At 68.9% G+C, this 22,778-nt stretch carries 18 protein-coding genes, 2 tRNA genes and 1 pseudogene; 9 read left to right on the top strand and 12 right to left on the bottom strand.

What is annotated here, in order from left to right; all coding sequences use genetic code 11:
• Positions 1–26 precede the first annotated feature (26 nt).
• Positions 27–1,001: a class I SAM-dependent methyltransferase gene (locus EYA84_RS00375; protein WP_131050933.1), complete on the bottom strand. Its 975-nt coding sequence runs from the start codon at positions 999–1,001 to the stop codon at positions 27–29.
• A complete protein-coding gene (locus EYA84_RS00370) occupies positions 1,001–2,230 on the bottom strand; it encodes a class I SAM-dependent methyltransferase (RefSeq protein WP_131050931.1) in 1,230 nt (409 codons plus the stop codon). Before EYA84_RS00370 ends, EYA84_RS00375 begins: the two co-directional genes overlap by 1 nt.
• Before the next feature lie 245 nt (positions 2,231–2,475).
• On the opposite strand from EYA84_RS00370, the gene EYA84_RS00365 reads away from it, so the two are divergent.
• On the top strand, positions 2,476–3,738 hold the full coding sequence (locus tag EYA84_RS00365; protein ID WP_131050929.1) for a carbamoyltransferase C-terminal domain-containing protein: 1,263 nt from the start codon (positions 2,476–2,478) through the stop codon (positions 3,736–3,738).
• Entirely contained in the window at positions 3,735–4,712 is a 978-nt protein-coding gene (locus EYA84_RS00360; protein ID WP_131050926.1) for a hypothetical protein, read from the top strand. Before EYA84_RS00365 ends, EYA84_RS00360 begins: the two co-directional genes overlap by 4 nt.
• A gap of 123 nt (positions 4,713–4,835) precedes the next feature.
• Here EYA84_RS00360 and EYA84_RS00355 read toward each other — a convergent pair whose 3' ends face one another.
• The 5 genes from EYA84_RS00355 to EYA84_RS00335 are packed head-to-tail and all read right to left on the bottom strand — an operon-like array spanning position 4,836 to position 9,651.
• On the bottom strand, positions 4,836–5,453 hold the full coding sequence (locus tag EYA84_RS00355) for a dTDP-4-dehydrorhamnose 3,5-epimerase family protein (RefSeq protein ID WP_131050924.1): 618 nt from the start codon (positions 5,451–5,453) through the stop codon (positions 4,836–4,838).
• Between the two features lie 31 nt (positions 5,454–5,484).
• Entirely contained in the window at positions 5,485–6,627 is a 1,143-nt protein-coding gene (locus EYA84_RS00350; RefSeq protein WP_131050922.1) for a nucleotide disphospho-sugar-binding domain-containing protein, read from the bottom strand.
• A 12-nt stretch (positions 6,628–6,639) separates the two neighbouring features.
• A complete protein-coding gene (locus tag EYA84_RS00345) occupies positions 6,640–7,977 on the bottom strand; it encodes an NDP-hexose 2,3-dehydratase family protein (protein WP_131050921.1) in 1,338 nt (445 codons plus the stop codon).
• Between the two features lies 1 nt (position 7,978).
• Entirely contained in the window at positions 7,979–9,088 is a 1,110-nt protein-coding gene (locus EYA84_RS00340; protein WP_131050919.1) for a DegT/DnrJ/EryC1/StrS aminotransferase family protein, read from the bottom strand.
• 29 nt (positions 9,089–9,117) lie between these two features.
• The gene (locus EYA84_RS00335; protein ID WP_131050918.1) at positions 9,118–9,651 is read right to left on the bottom strand and encodes a GNAT family N-acetyltransferase; all 534 of its coding nucleotides are present in this window, start codon (positions 9,649–9,651) and stop codon (positions 9,118–9,120) included.
• A gap of 214 nt (positions 9,652–9,865) precedes the next feature.
• On the opposite strand from EYA84_RS00335, the gene EYA84_RS00330 reads away from it, so the two are divergent.
• The 4 genes from EYA84_RS00330 (at position 9,866) to EYA84_RS00315 (ending at position 16,238) form a co-directional block, all read left to right on the top strand.
• Entirely contained in the window at positions 9,866–10,354 is a 489-nt protein-coding gene (locus tag EYA84_RS00330) for a hypothetical protein (RefSeq protein WP_131050916.1), read from the top strand.
• A gap of 143 nt (positions 10,355–10,497) precedes the next feature.
• Complete coding sequence (locus tag EYA84_RS00325; protein WP_131050915.1) at positions 10,498–13,581, top strand: amino acid adenylation domain-containing protein; 3,084 nt, start codon at positions 10,498–10,500, stop codon at positions 13,579–13,581.
• A gap of 40 nt (positions 13,582–13,621) precedes the next feature.
• Positions 13,622–14,884, top strand: coding sequence for an activator-dependent family glycosyltransferase (locus EYA84_RS00320; protein WP_201272243.1), 1,263 nt, complete (start codon positions 13,622–13,624; stop codon positions 14,882–14,884).
• 43 nt (positions 14,885–14,927) lie between these two features.
• Complete coding sequence (locus tag EYA84_RS00315; protein WP_131050911.1) at positions 14,928–16,238, top strand: activator-dependent family glycosyltransferase; 1,311 nt, start codon at positions 14,928–14,930, stop codon at positions 16,236–16,238.
• An 82-nt stretch (positions 16,239–16,320) separates the two neighbouring features.
• On the opposite strand, the gene EYA84_RS00310 is transcribed toward EYA84_RS00315, so the two are convergent.
• Both EYA84_RS00310 and EYA84_RS00305 read right to left on the bottom strand, forming a co-directional pair.
• Positions 16,321–17,517 carry a hypothetical protein gene (locus EYA84_RS00310; protein ID WP_131050910.1) on the bottom strand — a complete coding sequence of 399 codons (1,197 nt, stop codon included), beginning with the start codon at positions 17,515–17,517 and terminating at the stop codon, positions 16,321–16,323.
• A 145-nt stretch (positions 17,518–17,662) separates the two neighbouring features.
• Positions 17,663–19,252, bottom strand: a complete 1,590-nt coding sequence (locus EYA84_RS00305) for a glycosyltransferase family 39 protein (protein WP_131050908.1) — start codon at positions 19,250–19,252, stop codon at positions 17,663–17,665.
• Between the two features lie 468 nt (positions 19,253–19,720).
• On the opposite strand from EYA84_RS00305, the gene EYA84_RS00300 reads away from it, so the two are divergent.
• Both EYA84_RS00300 and EYA84_RS33220 read left to right on the top strand, forming a co-directional pair.
• Positions 19,721–19,963, top strand: a complete 243-nt coding sequence (locus EYA84_RS00300) for a hypothetical protein (protein WP_131050906.1) — start codon at positions 19,721–19,723, stop codon at positions 19,961–19,963.
• Positions 19,964–20,269: 306 nt separating this feature from the next.
• Positions 20,270–20,926 (top strand): hypothetical protein, encoded by a 657-nt coding sequence (locus EYA84_RS33220; protein ID WP_236145511.1) that lies wholly within the window; start codon positions 20,270–20,272, stop codon positions 20,924–20,926.
• 171 nt (positions 20,927–21,097) lie between these two features.
• Here the strand turns inward: EYA84_RS33220 and EYA84_RS00290 are convergent.
• The 3 genes from EYA84_RS00290 to EYA84_RS00280 form a co-directional block, all read right to left on the bottom strand.
• A tRNA-Arg gene (locus tag EYA84_RS00290) sits at positions 21,098–21,170 on the bottom strand.
• 35 nt (positions 21,171–21,205) lie between these two features.
• Positions 21,206–21,296, bottom strand: a tRNA-Ser gene (locus EYA84_RS00285).
• A 362-nt stretch (positions 21,297–21,658) separates the two neighbouring features.
• On the bottom strand, positions 21,659–22,276 hold the full coding sequence (locus EYA84_RS00280; protein WP_131050905.1) for a hypothetical protein: 618 nt from the start codon (positions 22,274–22,276) through the stop codon (positions 21,659–21,661).
• On the opposite strand from EYA84_RS00280, the pseudogene EYA84_RS00275 reads away from it, so the two are divergent.
• Positions 22,275–22,778, top strand: a pseudogene (locus EYA84_RS00275) (hypothetical protein); the annotation flags it as partial. The gene EYA84_RS00280 and the pseudogene EYA84_RS00275 sit on opposite strands and share 2 nt — an antisense overlap.

Here is a 22,778-nt window from a genome sequence, read left to right as displayed (position 1 = left end):
CGCACTCCTCAGGGTCGTGACGGTTTTCAGGCCAGCTCATACAGAAAGGAGTCGGCGGGCACCGATACCGGCCGCACGGCGTGACACGTCCACCCGCTGTCCACGAAGACGCCCTCCCACTCGGCGAGGGTCGGCAGGTAGACACCCATCAGGTCGTGGGCGGTCTCGAAGGCGAGAGTGAACACCGGCTTGTCACGATCCGGGATGCCAACCGTGCGGGCGGTGTCGCCGAGCAGGAGCCGGCGCGCATTCGGGAACGCCTCCCGGATCCGGCGCAGCGAGGCCACGCATTCGTCGCGGGGCCAGAAGTCGTGGCCCATCATGAAGCAGGTGAGGACCTCCACCTCGGCGAATCTGGGGTCCGGCGCCAGAGCGCGGGCGTCGCCCTGCACGAAGGAGAACCGGTCGCCAAAGCCGGCGACGTCCAGGTACGACGCCGCGTCCCGCAGTGCAGACGGTGCGATGTCGATGCCGACGCCGGTGACACCGGGATAGCGGGCGGCGATCTGCGCCAACCGGCCGCCGGTGCCGCAGCCCAGGTCGGCGACGCTGTGGAAGGCGAAGTCCAGGCCTTCCATAGCCGACCAGAACACCGGGTCGAAGGAATGCAGGTTGATGTCCCGGCAGGCGTACCCGATCGCCGCCGCGTTGCGTCGGTAGAAGGTTCCCGCCCGGTTCTCGTTGCGCAGGATGTTCGGCATGTCGGCGAACAGCTCCGCGCAACCGATCGTCAGCCAGTGGAAGAACGCCTTGTCCCGGTAGACCTCGTCGAACGACGGCCCGACGTGGACGGTGTCGTGGGCCCGCACGACGACGTCCACCGAGGCCAGGGCGCTTACCATCCCCCGCACCGACTGGGTGTGCAGGTCGTGCTTCGCGGCGAAGTCGGTGATGTCCAGCGGGCTCTCGTCGCGCAGTGCCTCGAGAAAGCCGGACTCCCAGGCGGAGGCGATGGCGAACCCGGCGACGGTGGCGTTGAAGACGCTCGCGGAGGCGCCCATCAGACGATCCGAACCGTCGGCACGTAGAGGATCCACTGGCCGCCCACCTCGCGGAAGGACTGTTCGTTGGCCATGATCTCCTCGGCGTGGTTCCACGCGTACAGCAGCGCGTAGTCCGGGTACGCGGCGGCGAAGTCAGCCGGCGGGCGCACCGGGATGTGCATGCCAGGCGTCACCCGCCCCTGCTTGAGTGGCGTGTTGTCGCAGACGAACTCGACCAGGTCGGGGCCGATGCCGCAGAAGTTGTTCACGGTCGCGCTCTTCGCGGTGGCGCCGTAACCGACGACCCGCTTGCCCTCGGCCCGGAGTCGCCGCAGCAACGCCACCAGGTCATCGCGGATCTGGCTGACGCTGGTGCCGAACGCCTCGAGCGTCGCGTGGTCGGCGAGCCTGCGCCCGGCCTCTTCCGCGACCAGCGCGGCGACCGCCGGGCTCGCCTGTCGGGCCCCGGCTCGGGCCAGGGTGTAACGAACCTCGCCGCCATGCACCGGCAGGCGCTCGACGTCGACCAGCTCCAGTCCGTGGCGGGCGGCCATCGCCTGCACCGACGTGGCGCTGAAGAAGAAGAAGTGCTCGTCGTAGATCTGGTCGAACGAACTGCGCTCGACGATGTCGCCGAGGTAGGGGTCCTCAAAGACGAAGATGCCGTTCGGTGCCAACAGAGCGGTCACGCCGTTGAGGATCGAGGCCATGTACGGGATGTGGCACAGGGTGTTGGCCGCGTAGATGACGTCGGCCGGGCCATCGGTCGTCCGGATGTCTTTGGCCGTCGTCTCCTCGAAGAAAGACTTTCGGACCCGAATTCCTCTGGCCGTGGCCAGATCCGCCACGCCGCCGGAGGGCTCGACTCCCAGGTGACGCACGCCGGCCTCGGCGACCGCCTTGAGCATCACACCGTCGTTGCAGCCCAGCTCGACCACGAACGGATCGTCGCCGGTCAGTTCTGCGGTGAGTAGGCGCTTCGCCATCTCTTCGAAGTGGGTCCGCATGTAGGACGAGCCTGAGGAGTGGTACGGGTACGCCTCGTGGAACATGCGGTCGCGCGGCACCTCCTCCATCAGCTGCACCATCGTGCACGACTCGCAGACACCGGTTGCCAGGTTGAAGAAGAACTCCGCGGCGAAATCCGCGTCCGGCATGAGGAACGCATCCGACAGCGGCTGCCGCCCGAAGTCGTAGAACTCGCGGACGATGCCGTCGCAGACGCGGCACTCGGACGTTCTCGGCATACATGCTCCTGATTAGGCGGCAGGCAGGGGAATCGGTCCGCGCCGGACCGGGAATGCCGCAGATCATTGCCCCACAGGGCTGGCCCGAACAAGGCTTGGCGTCGCGCCGTTCGGCAAACCCGCAGGTCGGCTGTCCCGCCAGCGGGACAAGAACGCATTGACCGGGTCACCGGCTGTGGTTAACGTCGCGCCGCCGCCGCTACACCGAAAAGCGATGACGGGCGACGGTTTCGGAAGGACGATCGATGATTATTGCCGGAGTCAATTCCGCCAGGGGCGGTGGCGTCGCGCTGATCTGCGGGGACCGGCTCACGCTCGGTGCGACCGGGGACGTCGACGATGCCCGAGTGCTGCGCCAGCTTCTGGCGAATAGCGGTCACACACCGGTCGACGTGGACGAGTGGGCGCAGCCCGGCACGCCCGCGTCGCAGGGCGTCGGACTCGCGTCTGCCACGGCGGTCGCGTACCCGCGATCGGAGTGCCGCCTCGCCGCCGCATGGTGCACCAGCCCGTTCGCCGCCAGCGGGGAACGGGCCACCGTCGTGGTCTGGGACACCGACGCCGCTGCGTTGGCCTATGCGGTTGACGCCGACGGCCGGTACGCCCGGATCGACGCGGAACCCTTCGACACCGTCCCAGAGCTGGGCGACCGGTTGCGCACGGCTGGCGACGGCGGCCCGATGAACCTCTGCCTGACCGGGGACCGCGCCCTCGACGTGACGCTGAGCAGCGCGATCCGCACACTGCCCGAGGTGAAGGCGCTGTGGGTGCCGCCGTTCCCGGACGTGACCGGGGACGCGGCCGGAGCGGCGGCGCTGCACCTGGCCCACTGCCGCACCCGAGCGGCAACCGACGCCGGCGACCCGGCCGATCCGGTGCTGCCCGGTCTGGCCTGGCGGCTGCGGAGCGGGACCGTCCCGGCCCGACCGGTACACGTGCCGGCCGGCTGGACCGTCTCACCCTGCCGGCCCGAGGAACTCGCCCGCATGCTGGTTCGCGGCGGCCGCCCGGTCGTCTTCATCAATGGGCCGGCGAAGCTCGGCCCGTACGCGCTCGGCAGCCGCAGCATCCTCGCCCCGGCGACCTCGGGGGACGCCCGGGCCCGGCTCGGCGCGCTCCGAGGGGACCCGACGGGCACCACGGTCACGGCGCTCTGCCTCGAACGGGACGTGCCGGACGTCTTCGCCCCGGGTATCCCCGACCCCTACGTACGCTTCGAGCACCGGCTACGCGACGAATGGGCCGACCGGCTGCCAGGCCTGGCCGACGGCGGTCCCGGGCCGCTCCGGGTACAGACGGTGAGCATGGACGACGACCCCACGCTCTCGACCGTGGTCCGGGAATACCACAAGTGGAGCGGGATTCCGGCGCTGTGCGCCACCGACGCCGTCCCGGCCGACACCGGACCGCTCGCCGACGTCGCCGCCGCGCTGAGCTGGGGCGGTCTCGATCTGGTCTGGAGCGACAACATCCTTTACCGCGCGAACCGACAGGAGCCGCCGCGATGACCCGCGCGCCACGGGCGATGGTGATCTCGTTTCAGAAGTCCGGCACGCACCTCATACAGGAGTTGATGCTGGAGCTCGACTACCGGATCGTCGGCGTTCCCCGGCCGGCACCACATACCGTTCCGCAGTTCGACGACGAGCAACTGCGGTCGATCGCGGCGCTGGTGCTGTCGAAGACCGAGTACGACGATCTGCTCTCGCTGCGCGGTGAAGCGGGTGGCGACAAGGCGTTCACCGACCGGGCCGAAGACGCCTGGAGCGCCTTGGTCTGGCACTGGTATCAGCGCCTCGGTCAGCAGGTGGTGAACCGCTACGGGCAGACCCGGATCGACTTCGCCGAGACGATCGTCAGCAACTCCTACCTGCCGTACACCCGGTTCGCCGACACCCCGGCCGGGCTCTGCTGGATGTTCCACGAGCTGGACATCCACCGGGTCGACGGCAGCTTCCTCAGCGAATGGGTGGAGACGGAGAGCCCTCCGCTGGTGTTGAACTACCGCGACCCCAGGGACGCCGTCATATCGATGATCAACTTCTTGGAGGGCCGCACCCGGGAGGGATACGGCAACTTCTACGAGGCCGATATCTTCAGCACGATCCTGGCCAGCAAGCCGACCTGGGACGAAAAGATCGACTACGCGCTGCGCGATCCGTCGTTCCTGGCTCGGGACCAGTTCGAGAAGGCGCTCTGGCTCTATCACCACCCCAAGGTCTGCAACGTCCGCTACGAGGACCTGATCGGCCCACGCGGCGGCGGTTCCCGACGAAGCCAGGTCGAGGCCATCGACCGCGTGCTGCGGCACATCGGCTCCAACCGGGACGCGGAGGCGGTCGCCGACAAGGTTTACAACCCCGACTCCTGGAGCTTCTACAAGGGGCGCAGCGGCGGCTGGCGTGAGCGGTTCTCGGAGCGCAACCTGGCCCGGTTCACCGAGCAGTTCGGCGACCTGCTGGAACAGTACGACTACGAGTGACCACCCACGTCGAACGGGGGCGCGCCGCTGGCGTGCCCCCGTTCGACGTGGGTGCGGTCGTACCCGGACGAGCCGACCGGCGATCGGATGCTCAGCGAACGCAGCCGCTCGGACGGGTGGACCTCACCCTCCGCCCCTGAGCGCGGCGTAGTGCGCCAGGCAGTCGGCGTAGGTGGGCAGTCGGCCGGACGCCTCGGCCTCCTTGAGGGTGGGCGCGTCGCGGTCCTTCTCGGACATGATCGGCTGCTCGGTGAAACCCCACGGGATCCCGATGTCCGGGTCCAGCGGGCTGACCTCGATCATCGTGCCCGGCTCGTACGTCTTGGAGCACAGGTAGCTCATACACGCGTCGTCGGTCAGCGCGAGGTACGCGTGGCCCAGGCCGTCGGCCAGGTACAGGGCGACGCCGGAGTCCTCGTCCAGTGGCACGACGTCGTAGCGCCCGAACGTCGGTGACCCGACCCGCAGATCGACCACGACGTCCAGAACCGCGCCGCGGACGCAGGTGACCAGCTTCGCCTGACCGGGCGGGACGGTGGTGCTGTGGATGCCCCGCAGGGTGTTGCGGCGGGACAGCGAATAGTTGCCCTGCTCCAGGACGAACGGGTAGCCGATCACCTTGGACAGCACGTCCGCTCGGTACGCCTCGAAGAAGTTCCCGCGCAGGTCGGGATGCTTCATCGGGGTGATCCGGTAGGCGTCCGACACCGCCAGCTCGGTGATCTGGGTCGACTCGAACATATGCAAGCACGCTCCGGCTACGTAGTAGGGGTCAGACGGCGAGCTTCGCCAGCAGGTCCACGACCTCGGCGGGCGAGGGCTGCGCGACGATGTCGGCTGCGACCTCGACGGCCGCCTGCCGGTAGGAGGGCGCCTCGATCAGGCCCGAGATCAGTTCCGCCACGAGTTCCGGGCTGGTCTTGTCCGGGGCCAGCCCCAGGCCCGCGCCGGTCCCGGAAACCGCGACCGCGTTGTCGAACTGATCGTCGAACTGCGGCAGAATCAGTTGCGGACAACCGGCGCCCAGAGCGGTGAGCACCGAGCCGTGTCCGCCGTGGTTGACCACAGCGTCGCAGCCGGGCAACACCTGGGCCAGTGGCAGCCGTCCGATCCAGTGCGTCCCGGACTCGGCGCCGGCCCAACCGGTCACCGCCGCCGGGTCACCGGCCACCAGCAGCTCGACACCGAGTTCCTCCAGCGCCCGCAGCAGCGGCACGATCATGGCGGCGCCGGACGTCCGCAGGCGCGGCGCGATGGTGCCGAACGTGACACAGACCCGGGGCCGGGTGCGGTCGCGGAACATCCAGTCGACCAGGCGGACGGTACCGTTGTACGCCAGGTCCTGGATCGACTGGTGCCCCACGGCGTGCGGCAGTCGCATCGCGCTCGGCCACGGGTTGAGCACCTCGGTCGGTTCCGGCAGCCCGGGCAGGCCCAGCGCGGCCAACTGCGGCGCCAGCACCACCTGGGCCGCAGAACGGTACTCGCTCAGCGTCGCCACCCCCCAGTGATAGGTGACCGACGGCACCTCAGCTGCGGCGGCCGCGACCGGACCGGCGAACTCGGCCCGTTCGCTCACCACCAGATGCGGGCGCCAGGACTCGACCAGCGCCCGGGTGCCGGGCAGGGCCCCGGCGGCCAGCCGGCCGAAGGCCATCCCGTGCCGGTAGCGATGCGCGTCGACGCCCGTCGGCGCCGCCCCGTACCCGCCGCTCTCGCCGACGGCGACCAGGTCCACGAAATCGGCCGCCGGTCCGGAGGCCGTGGCCGGCAGCCCCGACTCCAGCACCACTGGCAGGAAGCTGTCCGGCGCAGCGACCAGCACCTCGTGCCCGGCCGCCCGGGCCGCCCACGCCAACGGCACCAGCGGATACAGGTGCCCCCGCAGCGGGCCCGTGGTGAACAGGAAGCGCATCGAGGGTTCCTCTCAACACAGGCTGTGCAGGCAGGCCAGCAGGCTGCGGGCCTCGATGTTCAGGTAGTGCCCGTGCCGTAGCAGGTCACCGAGCTGCCGCACCGTGATCCAGCAGTAGTTCGGGGGTACCTCGATCGGCACGTCATCGCCCACCTCCACCACCTGGTATCGGGTGAGGGCGTGGTAGAAACGGCCGCCCTCCTCCGACAGGACGGCGTCGTACCGGGTACGAGCCGAGCCGGCGGCCAGCACGTCGTGCAGGAATTCGTCCGGCAGCCGGTCGGCGTCCGCACCGGGCAACAGGTGCACTGTCGGCGCCATCTCCACCAGGTCCATCAGTCCGTGCTCGGGGCGGGCCTGGACCAGCAGGTGCAGCACACCACGGATCGGCCGGACGACGAAAACAGCCAGGCCCTCGCCCCGTGGATACAGCAGCGGCTGGGTCCACCGCCGCACCTCCCGGGTGCCGGCCTCGACCGACACCGCGATGATCCGGAACTGCCGGTCGTCGAGATCGCCGATCTGGTCCGCGGTCTGCGTCCAGCCGGTCACCTTGGCCAGCGGCACCAACCGTGCCGTCCAGTCCAAGCGGGTCTTCGTCTCGGTGAACCAGCTAAGGATCTCCCCGGCGGTGTGCAGCTCCGCCCCCCGGGCGCCGGACTGGACCTGGAACGAGCGGATCAGGGCGTCGCGGAAGTCGTCGCCGCTCGGCGCCTGATCGTCCGGCAGCTCGAACGGCATGCAGGACAGCACGGTCCGGGCATCCATGTTCACCAGGTTGTCCACCCGGGTCAGCGCTCGCACCTCGGTGAGTGGCAGCCACCGGTAGTCGTCGTGCAGCGGCACGTCGCCGCCGACGAGCACGACCATGTTGCGGTTGCGCTTACGCCAGAACCAGGCGCCCTGTTCGGACTGCAGTACATCGACGAGGACCTGACCGCGACGAGGACCGGCGAAGTACTCCAGGTAGCGGGTGCTGGTCCCGCGGTGCACCTTGGTGTAGTTGCTGCGGGTGGCCTGTACGGTCGGCGACAGTTGCAACGTGTTGATGTTCCCGGGTTCCATCTTCGCCTGCATCAGGCAGTGCAGGACCCCGTCGAACTCCTTCACCAGGATGCCGAGGATGCCGATCTCGGGCTGGTTGATGATGGGTTGGGACCAGGTGTCCACCCCGGCGTCGCGGACCTGAAGCCCCTCCACGGTGAAGAAGCGTCCGCTGGTGTGCGCGAGGTTGCCGGTACTCGGTTCGAAGTTCCACGCGTCGAGCTGGGCGAACGGGATCCGCTCGACTACGAATTGCCCAGCCGCCAGCCGCTCCGCCCACCAGGTCTCAAACGCCGAGGTGGACATGTCAGACCTTCGCCAACACAGCGCAGACGGTGTCGATGACCCGTTCCTGGTCGACGTCGCTGAGCGAGGAGAACATCGGCAGCGAGAAGATCTGGTCGGCCACCTCCTCGGTCACCGGCAGGGAACCCTTCCCATACCCGAGATGGGCGAACCCGGACTGCGTGTGCACCGGCCACGGATAACTGATGTTCAAGGCGATATCGTGCTGTTTCAGCATCTCGATGATCCGGTCGCGGGCCGGGTGGCGCACCACGTACACGTAGTAGACGTGCTCGTTGCCACGCGCGGTCACCGGCGTCACCAGGTCGGTGTCGGCGAACGCCTCGGCGTACCTGGCGGCGATCACCTGGCGGCGACTCACGTAGTCGTCCAGCCGGGTCAGCTTGCGTCGCAGGATCTCGGCCTGCACCTCGTCGAGCCGGCTGTTGTAGCCCGGGGTCTCTACGACGTAGTAGACCTTCTCCATGCCGTAGTAGCGCAGCCGGCGCAGGTTCGCGTCGACCTCGGGGTCAGCGGTGATCGTCGCACCGCCGTCGCCGTACGCTCCGAGCACCTTGGTGGGGTAGAACGAGAACGTCGCGGCCCTGCCCATCGAGCCGGCGATCCGGCCGTGGTGGCGGGCGCCGTGCGCCTGCGCGCAGTCCTCCAGGATCGGCAGGCCGTGCTTCGCGGCCACCGCCTCCAGCGGTGCCATGTCCACGCACTGGCCGTAGAGGTGCACCGGCAGCAGGCACCTGGTGCGCTCGGTGATGACGGACTCGACCCGTTCGACGTTCATCAGGTACGTGTCGCGGTCGACGTCGACGAACACCGGCGTGGCGCCGACCGCGTCGATCGCCAGCACCGTCGGCGCGGCCGTGTTCGACACGGTCACCACCTCGTCGCCACGGCCCACGCCCAGCGCGCGCAGGCCGAGGACGATGGCGTTGGTGCCGTTGTCCACGCCCGCGCAGTGCGGCACGCCGTGATAGGCGGCGAACTCTCGCTCGAACGCCTCGACGCTCGGACCGAGCACCAACTTCCCCGAGCGGAAGACGGTGTCGACAGCGTCGAGGATGTCGGCGCGCTCCTTCTCGTACTCGGACAGGTAACCCCACACATAAAGGGTCATCTCAGCACCTCACCTCCGGGGCGCGGGTTTTAGACGATCTGCTTCAGCAGGTCAACCCCGAGCGTGTTCCATTGATCCCTGTACATCGCTAAAATATGGACGTCCCAACGCCTCCCATAGAAGTAGACGTAATCGGTGAGCACGGCCTCCACCTGAACCATCGCGGAGTGCTCGAGCCCGAATCCCAGACTGCAGGGGTCCGGATCGGTGGAGTGGAAGTAGACCTTCCGGGTCCGCCACATGGAAAAGGCAAAATTGGCCGTCAACGCATTCGCGTCCGCGCTCACGCCCTCCTCCTCGCCCGCTTGGACATGAACGTCGGCACGGACATGCCCGGCCGGTGACAACTCCGACAGGGTGGCGTTCCCGACCACATCGCCGTCGTCTTTTCGCATGATGACGAACGATGCCGACGAACCGCGCCCGAAGGACTCGTTGAAGGCCTCGAACATCGGCAGCTGCACCCGCCCCAACCGGAACAGGATGTCGTAGATCTTCATCGCGTCCTTGCCCGTCGCCGGGCGCAGCGAGATCCGTCGAGTTTCGAGGTACGGGAATAACATGCCTGGTCACCCTCGCTTTTCGGGTAAAGCCTCGGCCGTGCGAACACAGCAGCCGTCCCGCCGGCGAGACGGAAGAAATACGGGACGGATCCAGACCCTAGCCCCGCGACGAATACCTGGCAACGCATTGCCGAGCGCCTCTCCTCTATTGACCGGCACGGAACGGCGTGGCTAGTGTCGGCACCCTTCGACCATCAGAAGGGCTCATCTCGATATGACGGACACCGGCATGATGACAAGCGTCGACCCGAAGCTGGTCGCGCATCTGAAGCAGGGCACCGAGGTCGACGACGCCTTTGTCGACGAGATGGAGACGGTCGTCCGGACAACTGCGGAGATGATTTGCGCGGAGCAGCCGGACGTGCCCAAGCCGGAAAGCCTTTACGACCTGGACTCCTTCTCCATGGTGCAAATCCTGCTGGAGCTGGAGAACACCCTCCAGATGAAGCTCCTGGAGCGGCTCGAGGGCTTCGAGGGCACCACTTTCCGCGACGTCGGCTTGTTCATCATTCGGATGGCTCAGGAGGACGACGCGCTGGCCCGAGGCGTCACGCCGCCGCCGGCGGCGGCCGGTACCGGCGAGCCGACCTCTCCGGAGGCCGCATCCGCCGGGACCGATCGCCTAGCCGCTACGGCCGACGGCACACCTCCGGTCGCCACCGCGCCGGCCGAACCCCAGGCCTCCAACCGGACCAGCGACTGAACATGCAGGCCGACCGGCTCGTCGTTCCCGCGACGTGGGGCGAGGACGAAGACGGGCCGCCCGTCACGGTCAGCACACCCTTCCATGACATAGAACCTGAGCTATGGAAGTTGGTGGGGTCGGATGGACCACTGCATACCGCGGTGCTGGCCGCTCATGTGGCGGTCTGGCGCGCGGTCACCGGACCGGTGCCCTACCAGACCTCGATCGCACGCCCGCACGGCGTCGCCTCATTCCTGGCCCCGGTCGCGGAGACCTGGCGGACCCTGGTGGTGGCGGTCCGCGACGCCTCCGCAGTCGACATACCAGGGCCCCTGACCAGCGAGGACACCGCTGTCCTCTTCGACCCGGACGGCGCCGCGGCGCACACCCACGCCGCCGTCCGGGTGTCGGTTCGCGGCAGCAACCTGGTGCTGACCGCGCGGCGGTGCGTCATGGGGCCGGAGCGCGCCGCGGTGCTCGCGCGGATGTACCGCCTCGCGCTCATGTCGATGGCCGCCGACCCCGACGGCAGCACCGGTGCCTCACTGCTGCCACCCGCCGAACGCCGCCGGCTCCTGTCGATGGGCCGCGCGCCGCAGATCCCCGCACCACGCGAGGCTGTGCACGAGGCCGTTGCGGGCCAGGCGCGGAACACCCCGGACACCGTCGCCGTCCAGGCTGGCCCCTACTGCCTGACCTACCGTGAGCTGGACCGCCGCGCCAGGGCGTGGGCGGTCGCGCTGACCGCTGCGGGCGTACGGCGGGGCGCGCTGGTCGGCGTTGCCATGCCCCGGGAGGCAGAGCTCGTCGCCGCTGTCCTCGGGATCCTGCACGCCGGTGCCGTCTACGTGCCGGTCGACCCCCAACACCCGGCCGAACGACTGGTCACGATGCTGCGCGAAGCCGAGGTGCGCACGCTCGTCGTCGGCGACGCCACCTCCTGGTCCCTGCCGGGCGGGCCAGCCACGGTGCTCTCCCCGGCTGAGGTACCCGATGTCGTCGGCTCGGCGGACCCCATCCGCAGCGGGGCCGACGATCTGATCTACGTCGTGCACACCTCCGGCTCCACCGGCACACCTAAGGGTGTGATGGCCCGGCACACGGCACTCGCCGACCGGGTCGCCAGCATGCGCCGCAACGTGACGCTTTCCGCCGCCGACGTCCTCGTCGTCGTCGTGCCGATGACCACGGACGTCGCCCAGCTGGCCATCTTCCTCGCCCTGACCACCGGAGCCCGACTCGTGCTGGCCGCCGAGGACCTCGCCAGGGACCCCCGATCACTGGCCGACCTGCTACGCCGTAGCGGGGCCACCTTCATGCAGGCATCGCCCACCACCTGGCGGATGCTGCTGGAGTGCGGGTGGACCCCGCCGGCCGGGTTCCGCTTGTTGTCCGGCGGTGAGGCGATGAGTGGCGACCTGCTGGATCGGCTGCGCGCCACCGAGGCGCAGGTGTGGAACATGTACGGGCCGAACGAGGGCACGGTGTTCTGCTTCGGCACCCGCCTCACCGGAGCCGCCGCCCCGGCCTGGCAGCCGGCCGCGAACACCCCCGTGTACCTGCTCGACGACCAGCTCGACCCGGTCCTGCCCGGGGTCACCGGCCAGATCTGGATCGGCGGCTCCGGGCTGGCCCGCGGCTACCTGAATCGGTCCGAGCTGACCGCGGCGGCGTTCCGGCCTGACCCGTACGCGTCCGAGACCGGAGCACGGATGTACGCCACCGGAGATCTGGGCCGGTGGTTGCCGGACGGGCAGATCGAGATCATCGGCCGCCGCGACCACCAGCTCAAGGTGCGTGGCCACCGGGTCGAGTTGGGCGAGGTGGAGACGACGCTCGCTCGGCACCCGGGGGTCCGCGCCGCGGTGGCGCATCCGGTTCCCGGCCCGGCGGGCGAGCCGCAGCTCGCCGGGTATCTGCTGCTGCGGCCCGGCACCAGCGCGGCACAGGTGTCGGCGTACGCCGGGAGGCACCTTCCGGAGTACATGGTGCCGACCCATCTGGTGGTGCTGGACTCGTTCCGCCGACTGCCCAATGGCAAGGTGGACCGGTCCGCCCTGCCGGTTCCCGAGCGCGGCCGGTCCACACTGACGCCGTACGCCCCGCCGGCCAGTCCGGCTGAGGAGGCGGTGGCCCAGGTCTGGGCCAGTGCCCTCGGCATAGACCGGGTCGGCCGGGACGACGACTTCTTCGCCCTCGGTGGCCATTCCCTGATGACGGTGCGGATCATCGAGCGGTTACGGCAGGCGCACGCGCTGCGGGTCACCTTTCGCGACTTCCTCACCCGGCGGACCGTCCGCGGGGTGGCGGCCACCGCGGTCGCCGCGGTCGCCGCGGTCGCCGCGGACAGCCGAACCCACGACGAGTCGGCACTGGTGTGGCTCAGCACGTCCGGCTCGCGTACGCCACTGTTTTGCCTGCACCCGGGCGGTGGCAGCGCGCAGTGGTACCTGGACCTCGCCGACACCCTGGCGCCGGAGCGTCCGCTGGCCGCGTTCGAGTGGCCAGGGCTGCACGGCGGGCCGCCCGGTCCGCGCACTGTCGCCGAACTGGCGGGCGTCTACCTCGCCGAGATGCGGGCGGCGCAACCGGCCGGCCCCTACCACCTGCTCGGCTGGTGCGGTTCCAGCGGCATCGCCTGGGCAATGGCGTCGCGGCTGCACGCCGAGGGCGAACAGGTGCGGCTGATCCTGCTGGATCCGACGGTGGACACCGCGTTGCGCGACGACGCAGCCCTCCTGCACAACGTCGCGGTGTTCCGGCGCGCCGAACGGTACTTCACCGCGCTACGGGACGGGCCGCCGGACGACGGGCAGCGCCGCGACGTGCACGACGAACTGCTCGCGGTGCTGCGCAACGTCGCCGAAGACGCCGAGTCGCTGGCCACCGCGCTCGCCGACGAGGCCGGCCTCGGCGACGCCTGGGCGCAGCGGCTACGTGCCTGGCGCGGGCTGCTCGAGGTACGCCTGGACTACCGGTTCCCGCAGTACCCCGGCCAGGTCGACCTGATCCTGTGCGAGGAACTGGCCACCGAGCGCTACCAGCCGATCGTGGGCCACCGGCTGGACGAGTACCTGGCGCAGTGGAGGCGGCTGGCCGATGGCGGTGTCACGATCCACCGGGTGCCGGGTGATCACCGGAGCGCGGTGCGTCCGCCACATGTCCGGGCCTTGGCGTCGACCCTGGAAGAGATCCTGATCCGGCCCGACACGGGGCGAGCGCCGGCCCGCCTCGGCGAACGGTGACAGCGTGACGTACCGAAGGGCGACACCCATGCGCGTGTTGATGACCACTTATCCCGAGAAGACGCTGTTCTATTCGATGGTGCCGTTGGCCTGGGCGCTGCGCTCCGCGGGTCACGACGTCCGGGTGGCCAGCCAGCCGTTCTTCTGCGACACCATCACCCGGGCCGGATTGACCGCGGTGTCCGTCGGGCGGGACCGTCGGCGGCCCACCGAGCGAATGATGGAGCTCGACCCGGAGCAGAACGAGGATGACCGCGAGGGCCTGCCCGATCCGTACAACGCCGCCGCGCGGGATCCGGCGAGGCTGGACTGGGCTGCGATGCGCGACGGGTACGACTTCCTGCTGCACACCTGGCACAAGCTGGAGAATTTCCCCATGCTCGCCGAGCTGGTGACATTCGCCCGCCAATGGCGGCCGGACCTGGTGCTGTGGGAACCGTCGACGTATGCCGGTCCGATCGCGGCGAAGGCGAGCGGCGCGGCACACGGCCGTCTGCTCTGGAGCATCGACGTGTTCGGGGTCGCCCGCGAACGTTTCCTGGCGTTGACGCCGGACCCGGCGCACGAGCGGCCCGACCCACTCGCCGGTTGGCTGGAGTCCTACGCGCGGCGGTACGACTTCGCCTACGACGAGGATCTGATCACCGGGCAGTTCACTGTCGACCAACTGCCGGACTCGTTGCGGATGAAGGCCGACCTGGAGTACGTGCCGATGCGGTACGTACCGTACAACGCGACCACCGTGGTTCCCGACTGGCTGCGCCGGCCGCCGGACCGGCCCCGGGTAGCGGTCACCCTGGGCATCACCGCCACCGACGTGTTCGGCGGATACAAAGTGAACCTCCAGGACCTGTTGGACCAGTTCGCCGGACTGGACGTGGAACTCGTCGCCACGGTCGCCGCCAGCGAACGGGGCAAACTCACCCGGGTGCCGGCCAACGCACGCGTGCTGCCCTGGGTGCCTCTGCACCCCCTCGCACAGAGCTGCGCCGCCGTGGTCAACCACGCGGGGCCGGGCACCGCTCTGACCACCGCGATCTGCGGGGTACCGCAGCTGCACCTGCCCTGGGACTTCGACGAGCCGGAGCTGTCGCGCCGGTTCGCCACGCAGGGCTCGGCGTTGTCGCTGGACGCCGGTACCGCGACCGGCGAACAGGTTCGGGAGGCGGTGCAGCGGTTGCTCGATGAGCCGGACTTCGGGGTACGGGCGGCGGCGCTGCGCCGGGAGATCGGGGCCCTACCGTCACCGAACTCGGTGGTGCAGCGGCTGGTGGAACTGGTCGACGCGCACCGCCCCGGGTGAGCTCGTCACCACCGACCGATCGACGACCACGAGGGGAAACGCCATGCGCGTGCTGTTCACCACCTATCCCGAAAAGACGCACTTCATGCTGCTCGCGCCGCTGGCCTGGGCGCTGCGGACGGCCGGGCACGAGGTACGGGTGGCCGTGCAGCCGCGATTCGTCGACACGGTCACCCAGGCGGGGCTGACCGCGGTGCCGATCGGCCGGGACCGCGACCTGTGGGACACCATGGGCCGGGTTCGCGAGCTCGAAGTCGATGACTGGCTGACGCTGGACGGCGCCGGCTGGCCGGTCCCGTACGGCGCGGCGGCGAAACCGGCCGGTGAGGTGACCTGGGAGGACCTGGTCGATGGGTACGAACGCAACGTGACCCGCTGGCACAAGGTCAGCAACATGCCGATGATCGGTGACCTGGTGATGTTCGCCCGGTACTGGCAGCCGGACCTGGTGATCTGGGAGCCGGTCACGTTTGCCGGAGCCGTGGCCGCCGTCGCGTGCGGTGCCGCACACGCCCGCCTGCTGATCGGCACCGACGTGTACGCCATCACCCGCGACCACTTCCGTCGGCTGTCCGCGCAGCAGCCCGAGGACACCCGGAAGGACCCGCTCGGCGACTGGGTCGCCGGGTACGGCCGCAAGTACGGCCTGGTCGACACCGACGCCACCCGCGAGGAATTGATCCGCGGCCAGTTCACCATCGACCTGTTGCCGCCGTCGCTGCACCTGCAGGGCAAGGGACACTACGAGTCGCTGCGTTACACCCCCTACGGCGGCGCGGCCAAGGTGCCAGCGTGGCTGTGGCGGCCGCCATCCCGGCCCCGGGTCGCGTTGACCATGGGCCTGACCATCAACGACCGTGGCACGGGATATCCCATCGACGTGCAGGAGACACTGGACGCGTTGGCGGATCTCGACATCGAGGTCGTCGCCTCGATCGTCGAGGAGGAACAGGCGAAGCTCACGGAGATTCCGGAGAACGCCCATCTGGTGTCATACGTGCCGCTACAGGCCCTCCTACCGAGTTGCACCGCGGTCATCCACCACGCCGGAGTAGGCACCCTCGCCACCGCCGCACTGAATGGCCTGCCGCATCTCTGCGTGCCGTGGGACACCGACCAGCCGCTGATCGCCGACCGGCTCGCCGAGATGGGCGCCGGACTGACGATCCCCGCCAGTCAGGCGACCGGCTCAGCGATCCGGGAGAGCCTGCTGCGGTTGCTGACCGAGCCGTCGTTCCGCACCGGGGCCCAGCGGTTGCAGATGGAGTTCCAGGCGCAGCCGTCACCGAACGAGTTCGTGCCTCGCCTGGTGGCGCTCGCCGACGAGTACCGCAGGGTTGCCACCAACGCCTGAACAATGCACCGGGCCGCTGCGCGACTCCACAGCTGGCCCGGTGCCTTCGGTGTCTGTCTCGTGCTGGCGGGAGGCCCCTTCGTCAGCGGTACTGTTTCAACATCAGCGGCCGTCCCGGCCCCCCGTCGCGGCGCACCACATCCATCCGCACCCGCACACCGGCGTCGCCGTTCCTCAGCCGCAGGAACCCCCGGTGGTAGGTGTACCCGGCCTCGGAAAGTTCCCGGAAACTCTCTACCCGAGGACGCATCGAACCGTCCTCGTCGAGTACCAGGCAACCCTTCGATGTCCACGGCGGCACCGCAGCCGAACACAGGTCCTTGGGCAACGCCCTCAGGTGCACGCGGCCCACCGCGCGTTCCTTCGCCGGGCCGGGTGCAGGAGCATAGAACGCCAACCGGATCCCGGCCGGGCTGACGGCGCGAAGCAGCCCCACCTGCTGATACAACAGCACCATGCTCAGATAGCGGACGATCCGCTCCACATGCTGCGCGGTCCCCTCGGTGGGATACAGCGTCGCCAGCCTGCGCAGATAGTGGGCGCGGGTCTCGGAGATGATCTCACCGTTCCAGCCCGCCGCACGCAACGCCAGATACGCCTCACTCTCCTCTGCGCCGTCGGCGTTCCAGTAGGCCAGTAGCAACTCGCGGTTACGCTCCGCCTGCGCGATGCTCATCCGGTAATCGGTCCTGACCAGGTCGAAGAAGACGTGCGTACGGACCGCCGGCCCGGCGACGGTCCGCAACAGGTCGGTAAGCGCCTGCGCGTACCGGTGCGAGCCGTCATGGACCGACGCCTGAACGTCGGCCGAGAACCCGTAGGCGTCCTCGTACCAGACCCCGAAGTCCTCGATGACCACGTCGAGGCGGGCTCCGGGCGGGTAGACCGCTTCGATGTCCCGGACCACCTGGGCCAACCGCAGCGCGGCGAAAACCTCGGCCAGGTCGATTTCCTGGTCCTCGTCCAGCACATAGTGCTTGATGGCTCCCCACATCGTGACCAGTGGCACGGGAGCCCCCTCAGCCACGGCCGCCGCCACCCGGCTTCGGATGAGCGCCCGCCCCTCAGCATCCGGCCTCGGCGCGAACCGGGTGCGCTTGGAACCGATGATGACGGCGACGATCTGATCCGCCAGGTTCTCGCCCGGCTCCACCAGCCTTTCCGCACCCGCGACGGTGACCACGCCGGTGACACAGGCGGCGATCAGGCCGGCTGGAACCACCACACCCTCGGTGGACCAGTCGACGGTGATCCGGCCGCCGAGCGCGTCGACAGTCATGGTGTCTGCGTAGCAATGATCTGCAACTGTCACAGCGCCCCCAGTTCAAGATCCCGAAACCAAAGTCGACGTCAGCTGTCCGCCGGCCGCGCCTTCATCTGCGGGAGGTCCCACCCCTGGCTCGTACAGGGGCGACGCAAAGGGATCAGATCACCTGCAAACTCTGGATCTGCGGCCACAGCTCGGACCACTGCAGTTCACTCGCCTCGCACAACCAGATGGCGGTGCCGAGCTCCGGGTTCACTCTGGCCGTCACCTCACCGATTTGACGAACGTCGCGGAAGTGCGCCCGTAAGTCCTCCTCGGAACCGCCCACCCACATCACCGTGCCGACCTGCCCCTTCGGTCGGTCGAAGTAACCGAAGCCCCGGCTGGCGCTGTACGGCTTGGGCAGGTTGTACGGTTCTCGGGTCCCGAGCACCTCGAGCACGCCGGCCTGCCCGAAATGCTGCGTCACGATGGTGGCCCGAGCAGCCACCTCAGGCGGTAGCGAGTGGTACGCGCGGGACACGGAATCCGTGTACTCAGGCCAGCCGAGCATCCTGACATCCTGAAGACGACTGAGCAGTTCGGCTTTGGTCTGCGGCTGCGTGATCGACGACTCCGGCTTCCAATTCATCTCCGTCACGGGCGGGAAAAACGACAGGGCGACGATCGGCAGGCTCACCGTCCATCGCCACCACCACGCCGGCCGTTTGCTCTGCACGTATACGGCGGCGGCTGCGTAGAGCAGCGGGAATACCCCGATCGCATACGTGAACCGCCCTCGGGTGACGAAGACCAGCGCGATCACGAGCACACTGGTCCAGCCAAGGAAGCGGAAGTCCTGCAGGCCCGGCCAGCGGAAAAGTTTCCACAAGCCGATGATGGCCAGAACGGTCCCGATCCCCATCCCCGTCATGAGCAACAGATACGTGAAAAAGGTCCACCATGGACCGAAGAACCAGAGGTTCTCAGCGGCCAGCACGCCGGTCATCCGCAGTTGCGGCCAGCCGTGCGTAGCCTGCCAGGCCATCGTCGGGATCGCAGTCAGTCCGGCGATACCGAAGCCGATCCACAGCGCGCGGCGGCGCAGCATGTCCTGCGGACCGGCCACCAGGACCGCCAGCACAATCGCCGCCCACAGAATGAGGACCTGGAATTTGACCTGCAACGAAACAGCGGTAGCCACTCCCGCCCAGATCAACAGGACGTCGATGGCTCGGCCCTGCCGGTACAGCCGGACCCAGCGGGTCACGAGCAGCATGATCACCAGCCACAACGTGTCGCTGAACGTATCGGTGTCCAAGACGCAGCCCGAGGGCAGGAACGCCACCGAGTACCCACACGCGGCCAGGAACTGCGCTCTGCCACGTGCGCCGAACTCCCGCGCGAGTTGACCGACCAGCAACACCCCGGCCATCAAGAGGAACACGTCGGGCAGACGCATCATGAAGGTCGACCCAGGCGCAATCGTGTCCATCAGTCGCGCGACCAGTGGCACCAGCGGGGGCTGATCGGCGTAGCCCCAGTCCAGGTGTCGACCTGCGGAGATGAAGTAGTACTCCTCATCGCTCAGTCCGTACCGGCCAACGGTGAGCAGGAGCGGAACAGCGATGGCGATGGCGAGCGTCAGCAATGCCTTCCACGCCAGCCGCGGATGATCGTTCTGCTCACCCGCATTCCCCACCTCGGCCCCCGACGCTCCAGTGAGCGGTGTCGCCGATGGCGCTTCAAGACCGTCAGCCGCACCCATTAGCCGCCTCCCGCGTGATCGCACTACCTGATGACAAGGCATGGAGGCTCGCCAATGAGTGAAGCGCCTCAGAAATCGATGCAGTTCAACAGAAGCACCCGACACGCGTCAACCGGCAGCGCTGTGCGACCAGGGCTAACTGCAGGTCAAGCGGTGTGGGGATGGCGGCCAATCGCCAGCGCGGGCGGGTGTGAACACGGGACGCACCACCGCCCGGAGTTGGTCCGGATCCATGCGGCCTGACTGCGCGACGCGGTACGGGTGTTCAAGGGTCAACCCTCGGACGGGCCACGCCGGCGCCGCTGAGCCGTCCTGTCGGCAGGACGGCACCCGCCCGCGCGGTGGCCCGATATATGGGTACGCCCAGATGGCTCAACTCCGCGTTGTCGCTGGCCAGCAGGGTCGGTGACACACGCGGCGGCGCCCGCGCTGTTGTCCCCGCCTGGGTTCTACGCCAAGCTGGCACGCATGACGAACAGCCACAATCGCGAACGGACTCGGAAGAGCCGCACGGTGGCCGGCATCTTCCTGGCGGTCGCTGGCGCCGCGCTGCTCGTCGTCCTCTTCACCGGGCTGGCCGACCGGCTCAAGGACGCGGGCGGGATGGCATTGGTTCTCCTGTTCGGACTGCGCGCGCTCGCGTGCTGGGCTGTTATTGGCGGCGCCTGGATGGCATACAAGGCCTGGAACCGGATCAACCAGGCGAGTTGACGGCCGCACCGCCTCAGCCCGGCCCGACGATCGGCTACAACACCGGCGGTTTCAGGGCGTTGGCATCATCAGCGCTGTCGCGACCGGGCCGCAGTTCGAGGGCACCTGCCAGGGATATGACTACACCGGGCGCGTGTGCTCGCGGGTCGCGTTGCACATCAATATCGGCAGCATCCTGTCGCACTTCAACCTGACCATCGCCACCAGCTGACCCGATGACCCCGCCGTCGGGCCACACATCGATGTGGCCCGACGGCAGGTCCGCAGCTACGCTGAGTCTTGCCATGCGTATGCAACGAATCGGCTTTGGTCGCAGCAGCCAGCTTCCTGGCGGCGACAGCAGGGTGCGCCGGATCCGAAGCCAACGATCTTGGACAGCCGGCGCGGCCAAAACCGGCCCAAAACCGGGAACTTCTGACGACGCCCTCCACGACTCTCGGTGACACACCGCGAGAACTGCTGATCCGGGACGCCGAACGCACCTATCCCACTATCTCGTACTCAGGCATGAGCGCCGATGGAGCGGCGCTGGTGATCCACCGCGTGCCAGTGCCACGAGTGGACGAGATCGACACCGGTCTGCGCCTTCGACACCCGGAAGTCCAGGTGGCCTTCGCCGACGCGCAACATCCACGCACCGTGCTCAACGAGGTGTCGGACAGCATCAAGAAGGACATCCCGTACTGGCAGACCGAAGGAGTGGCCGTCGCGGCCGTGGCACCCCGCGCCGACGGATCCGGTGTCATGGTCATGGTCGACCAACCGACTGCGGACCTGGCCGCTGCCATGCGGGAACGATACGAGTTCCCGAACCTCAAGCTGACCCAAGGCGAGATCGGCCCCACCCTGACGCCCCTTCGTCCTCATGCAGATCAACCTGGCACCAATTTCGGAACCACGCCCTCACCCCACCCCGCCCTCCACGCATTCGATCAACTTTCGTGGATTGATCGAGGAGGGTGAAAGTTCGGCATCGTCAAGCTCGCACGGACCCGCCCGGACGCCCCCGGACAGTCCGACACGCAGGGGATGCTCGTCGCACGAGCAGCCACCGAGCAGCCAACCGTCCCTCATGGACAGAAACAGACAAGGCCCTGACCGCCGTAATGGCAGGTCAGAGCCTTGTCGATCTTGTGCGCCCGAAGGGACTCGAACCCCTAACCTTCTGATCCGTAGTCAGATGCTCTATCCGTTGAGCTACGGGCGCTGGTGCTCGGCCAGTCTACACACCCGGCCTTCGCGCGGAGACTCCGGGATTCGAACCCGGGAGGGGCTTTAAGACCCCAACCGCATTAGCAGTGCGGCGCCATAGACCAGACTAGGCGAAGTCTCCCTGGTGGCCCGCAGACCACCGCGCCCGAGGATACAGGCCCCGCCCGTCCGGGGGCAAAGCGACTACCGGAACCCGCCGCCGCGCAGACCGGCGAGGGGATTCTTGCGCTGTGCGTCGCCGTGATCGCGACTACGCTCCATCGACATGCAGGAGGAGTCGCCACGCGAGCATGACCACCCGGAACCTGCTCGGGAAGCGCGCCGCCGCTTGCCGAAGGCGACGTTCACAGCGCCTCCGGCTCCGGCGCCCCCGAGCGACGCGGAGCCGCAGGAGGACGAGGGCGGGCGTCGACCTCGTCAGGCGAAGGCCGCGCCGGGTCTGATCTTCCAGCCGCCGCCCGTTGCCGAGCAGCCGGTGCCCCGTCAGACTCGTCCTGCTTCGTCCAGGACACCGTTCACCCCCACGCCTCCGGCCGCTCCGGCACCCCCCGCCGAGGCCGGACCGGCACCCGCGGCCGGACCGGCATCGGAGGGAAGCCAACCGGCCCAAAGGGGAGCCGACGGTCCGGACGGCGCGTCTTCGGACACCCCTGCGCCGCCGCGTCGGAGGGCCGCCGCTAAGAAGGCACCTCGATCGAGACCTGAGCCGACCGGGCCGGAATCGGGCGCCACCGGTCCCGCCGATTCCTCTGCCGCTGGGGCAGCGACCGCCGGGCCGTCGACCGGTAGCGGGCAGCACGACGCGACGGACACGCCCTCGGACAGGACCGAGCAGCACGACGCGACCGGAACGCCGTCGAGCAGCGATGGGCAGAACGACGCGACTGCGACTGCGACTGCGGCGACGCAGGCGGCTCCGGCCCGGAAGGCGGCCAGAAAGGCCACGCCGAGAAAGGCCACGCCGGCTGCGGCTGCTTCCGCCGAGGCCACCCCGGTGAAGAAGACAGCGAGGAAGGCGGCGGCGAAGGCCGCACCCGGCCGGAAGTCCGCGACGAAGGCGACCGGGGTCACCGCCGCCGGTGGGATCACAGCTGCCGCCATGGTCGGAGCGGACGACGCCGTGCCCCAGGCCGAGGAGACCGCCTCGGCCCGCACCGACACCTCCCCAGCAGAGCAGGCCAATGAGCCGACCCCGGCCGAGGCAACCCCCACACCGACCCTGGCCGGGCCTACCCCCACACCGAACGCCGCCGAGCCGACCCCGGCCGAGCCGACCCTGCCACCGAACGCCGCAGCACAGACCGGCGCCGACCTGAGCGATCCGACCGAGTCGGATCCGACCCGACCGGACTCCGTCGAGACGACCCGACCTGAGCCGGCCCCGGGCAAGCCCACCCCGACCTCACCCGAGCCGACTCCGTACCCCCTGGCCGCACCGGCACCGACGCCGGTCGACGAGATCGAGGCGGGGCTCGTCGGGCGTACGCCGGATCTGCGGATGCTCGTGTCGCGGTTGCTGGAGCACCCGGGCTACACACCGGAGCTGCTCGCCCTGACGGCCGTCGAGGCGCTCGGGCCGGGGGCTGTCTCTTATACACATAGG

Origin of the sequence: Verrucosispora sp. SN26_14.1 (assembly GCF_004307965.1) — a bacterium.
Classification (GTDB): domain Bacteria; phylum Actinomycetota; class Actinomycetes; order Mycobacteriales; family Micromonosporaceae; genus Micromonospora.
The sequence above is the reverse complement of the archived record's forward strand: the minus strand, read 5'-3'. Positions and strand labels throughout refer to the sequence as shown.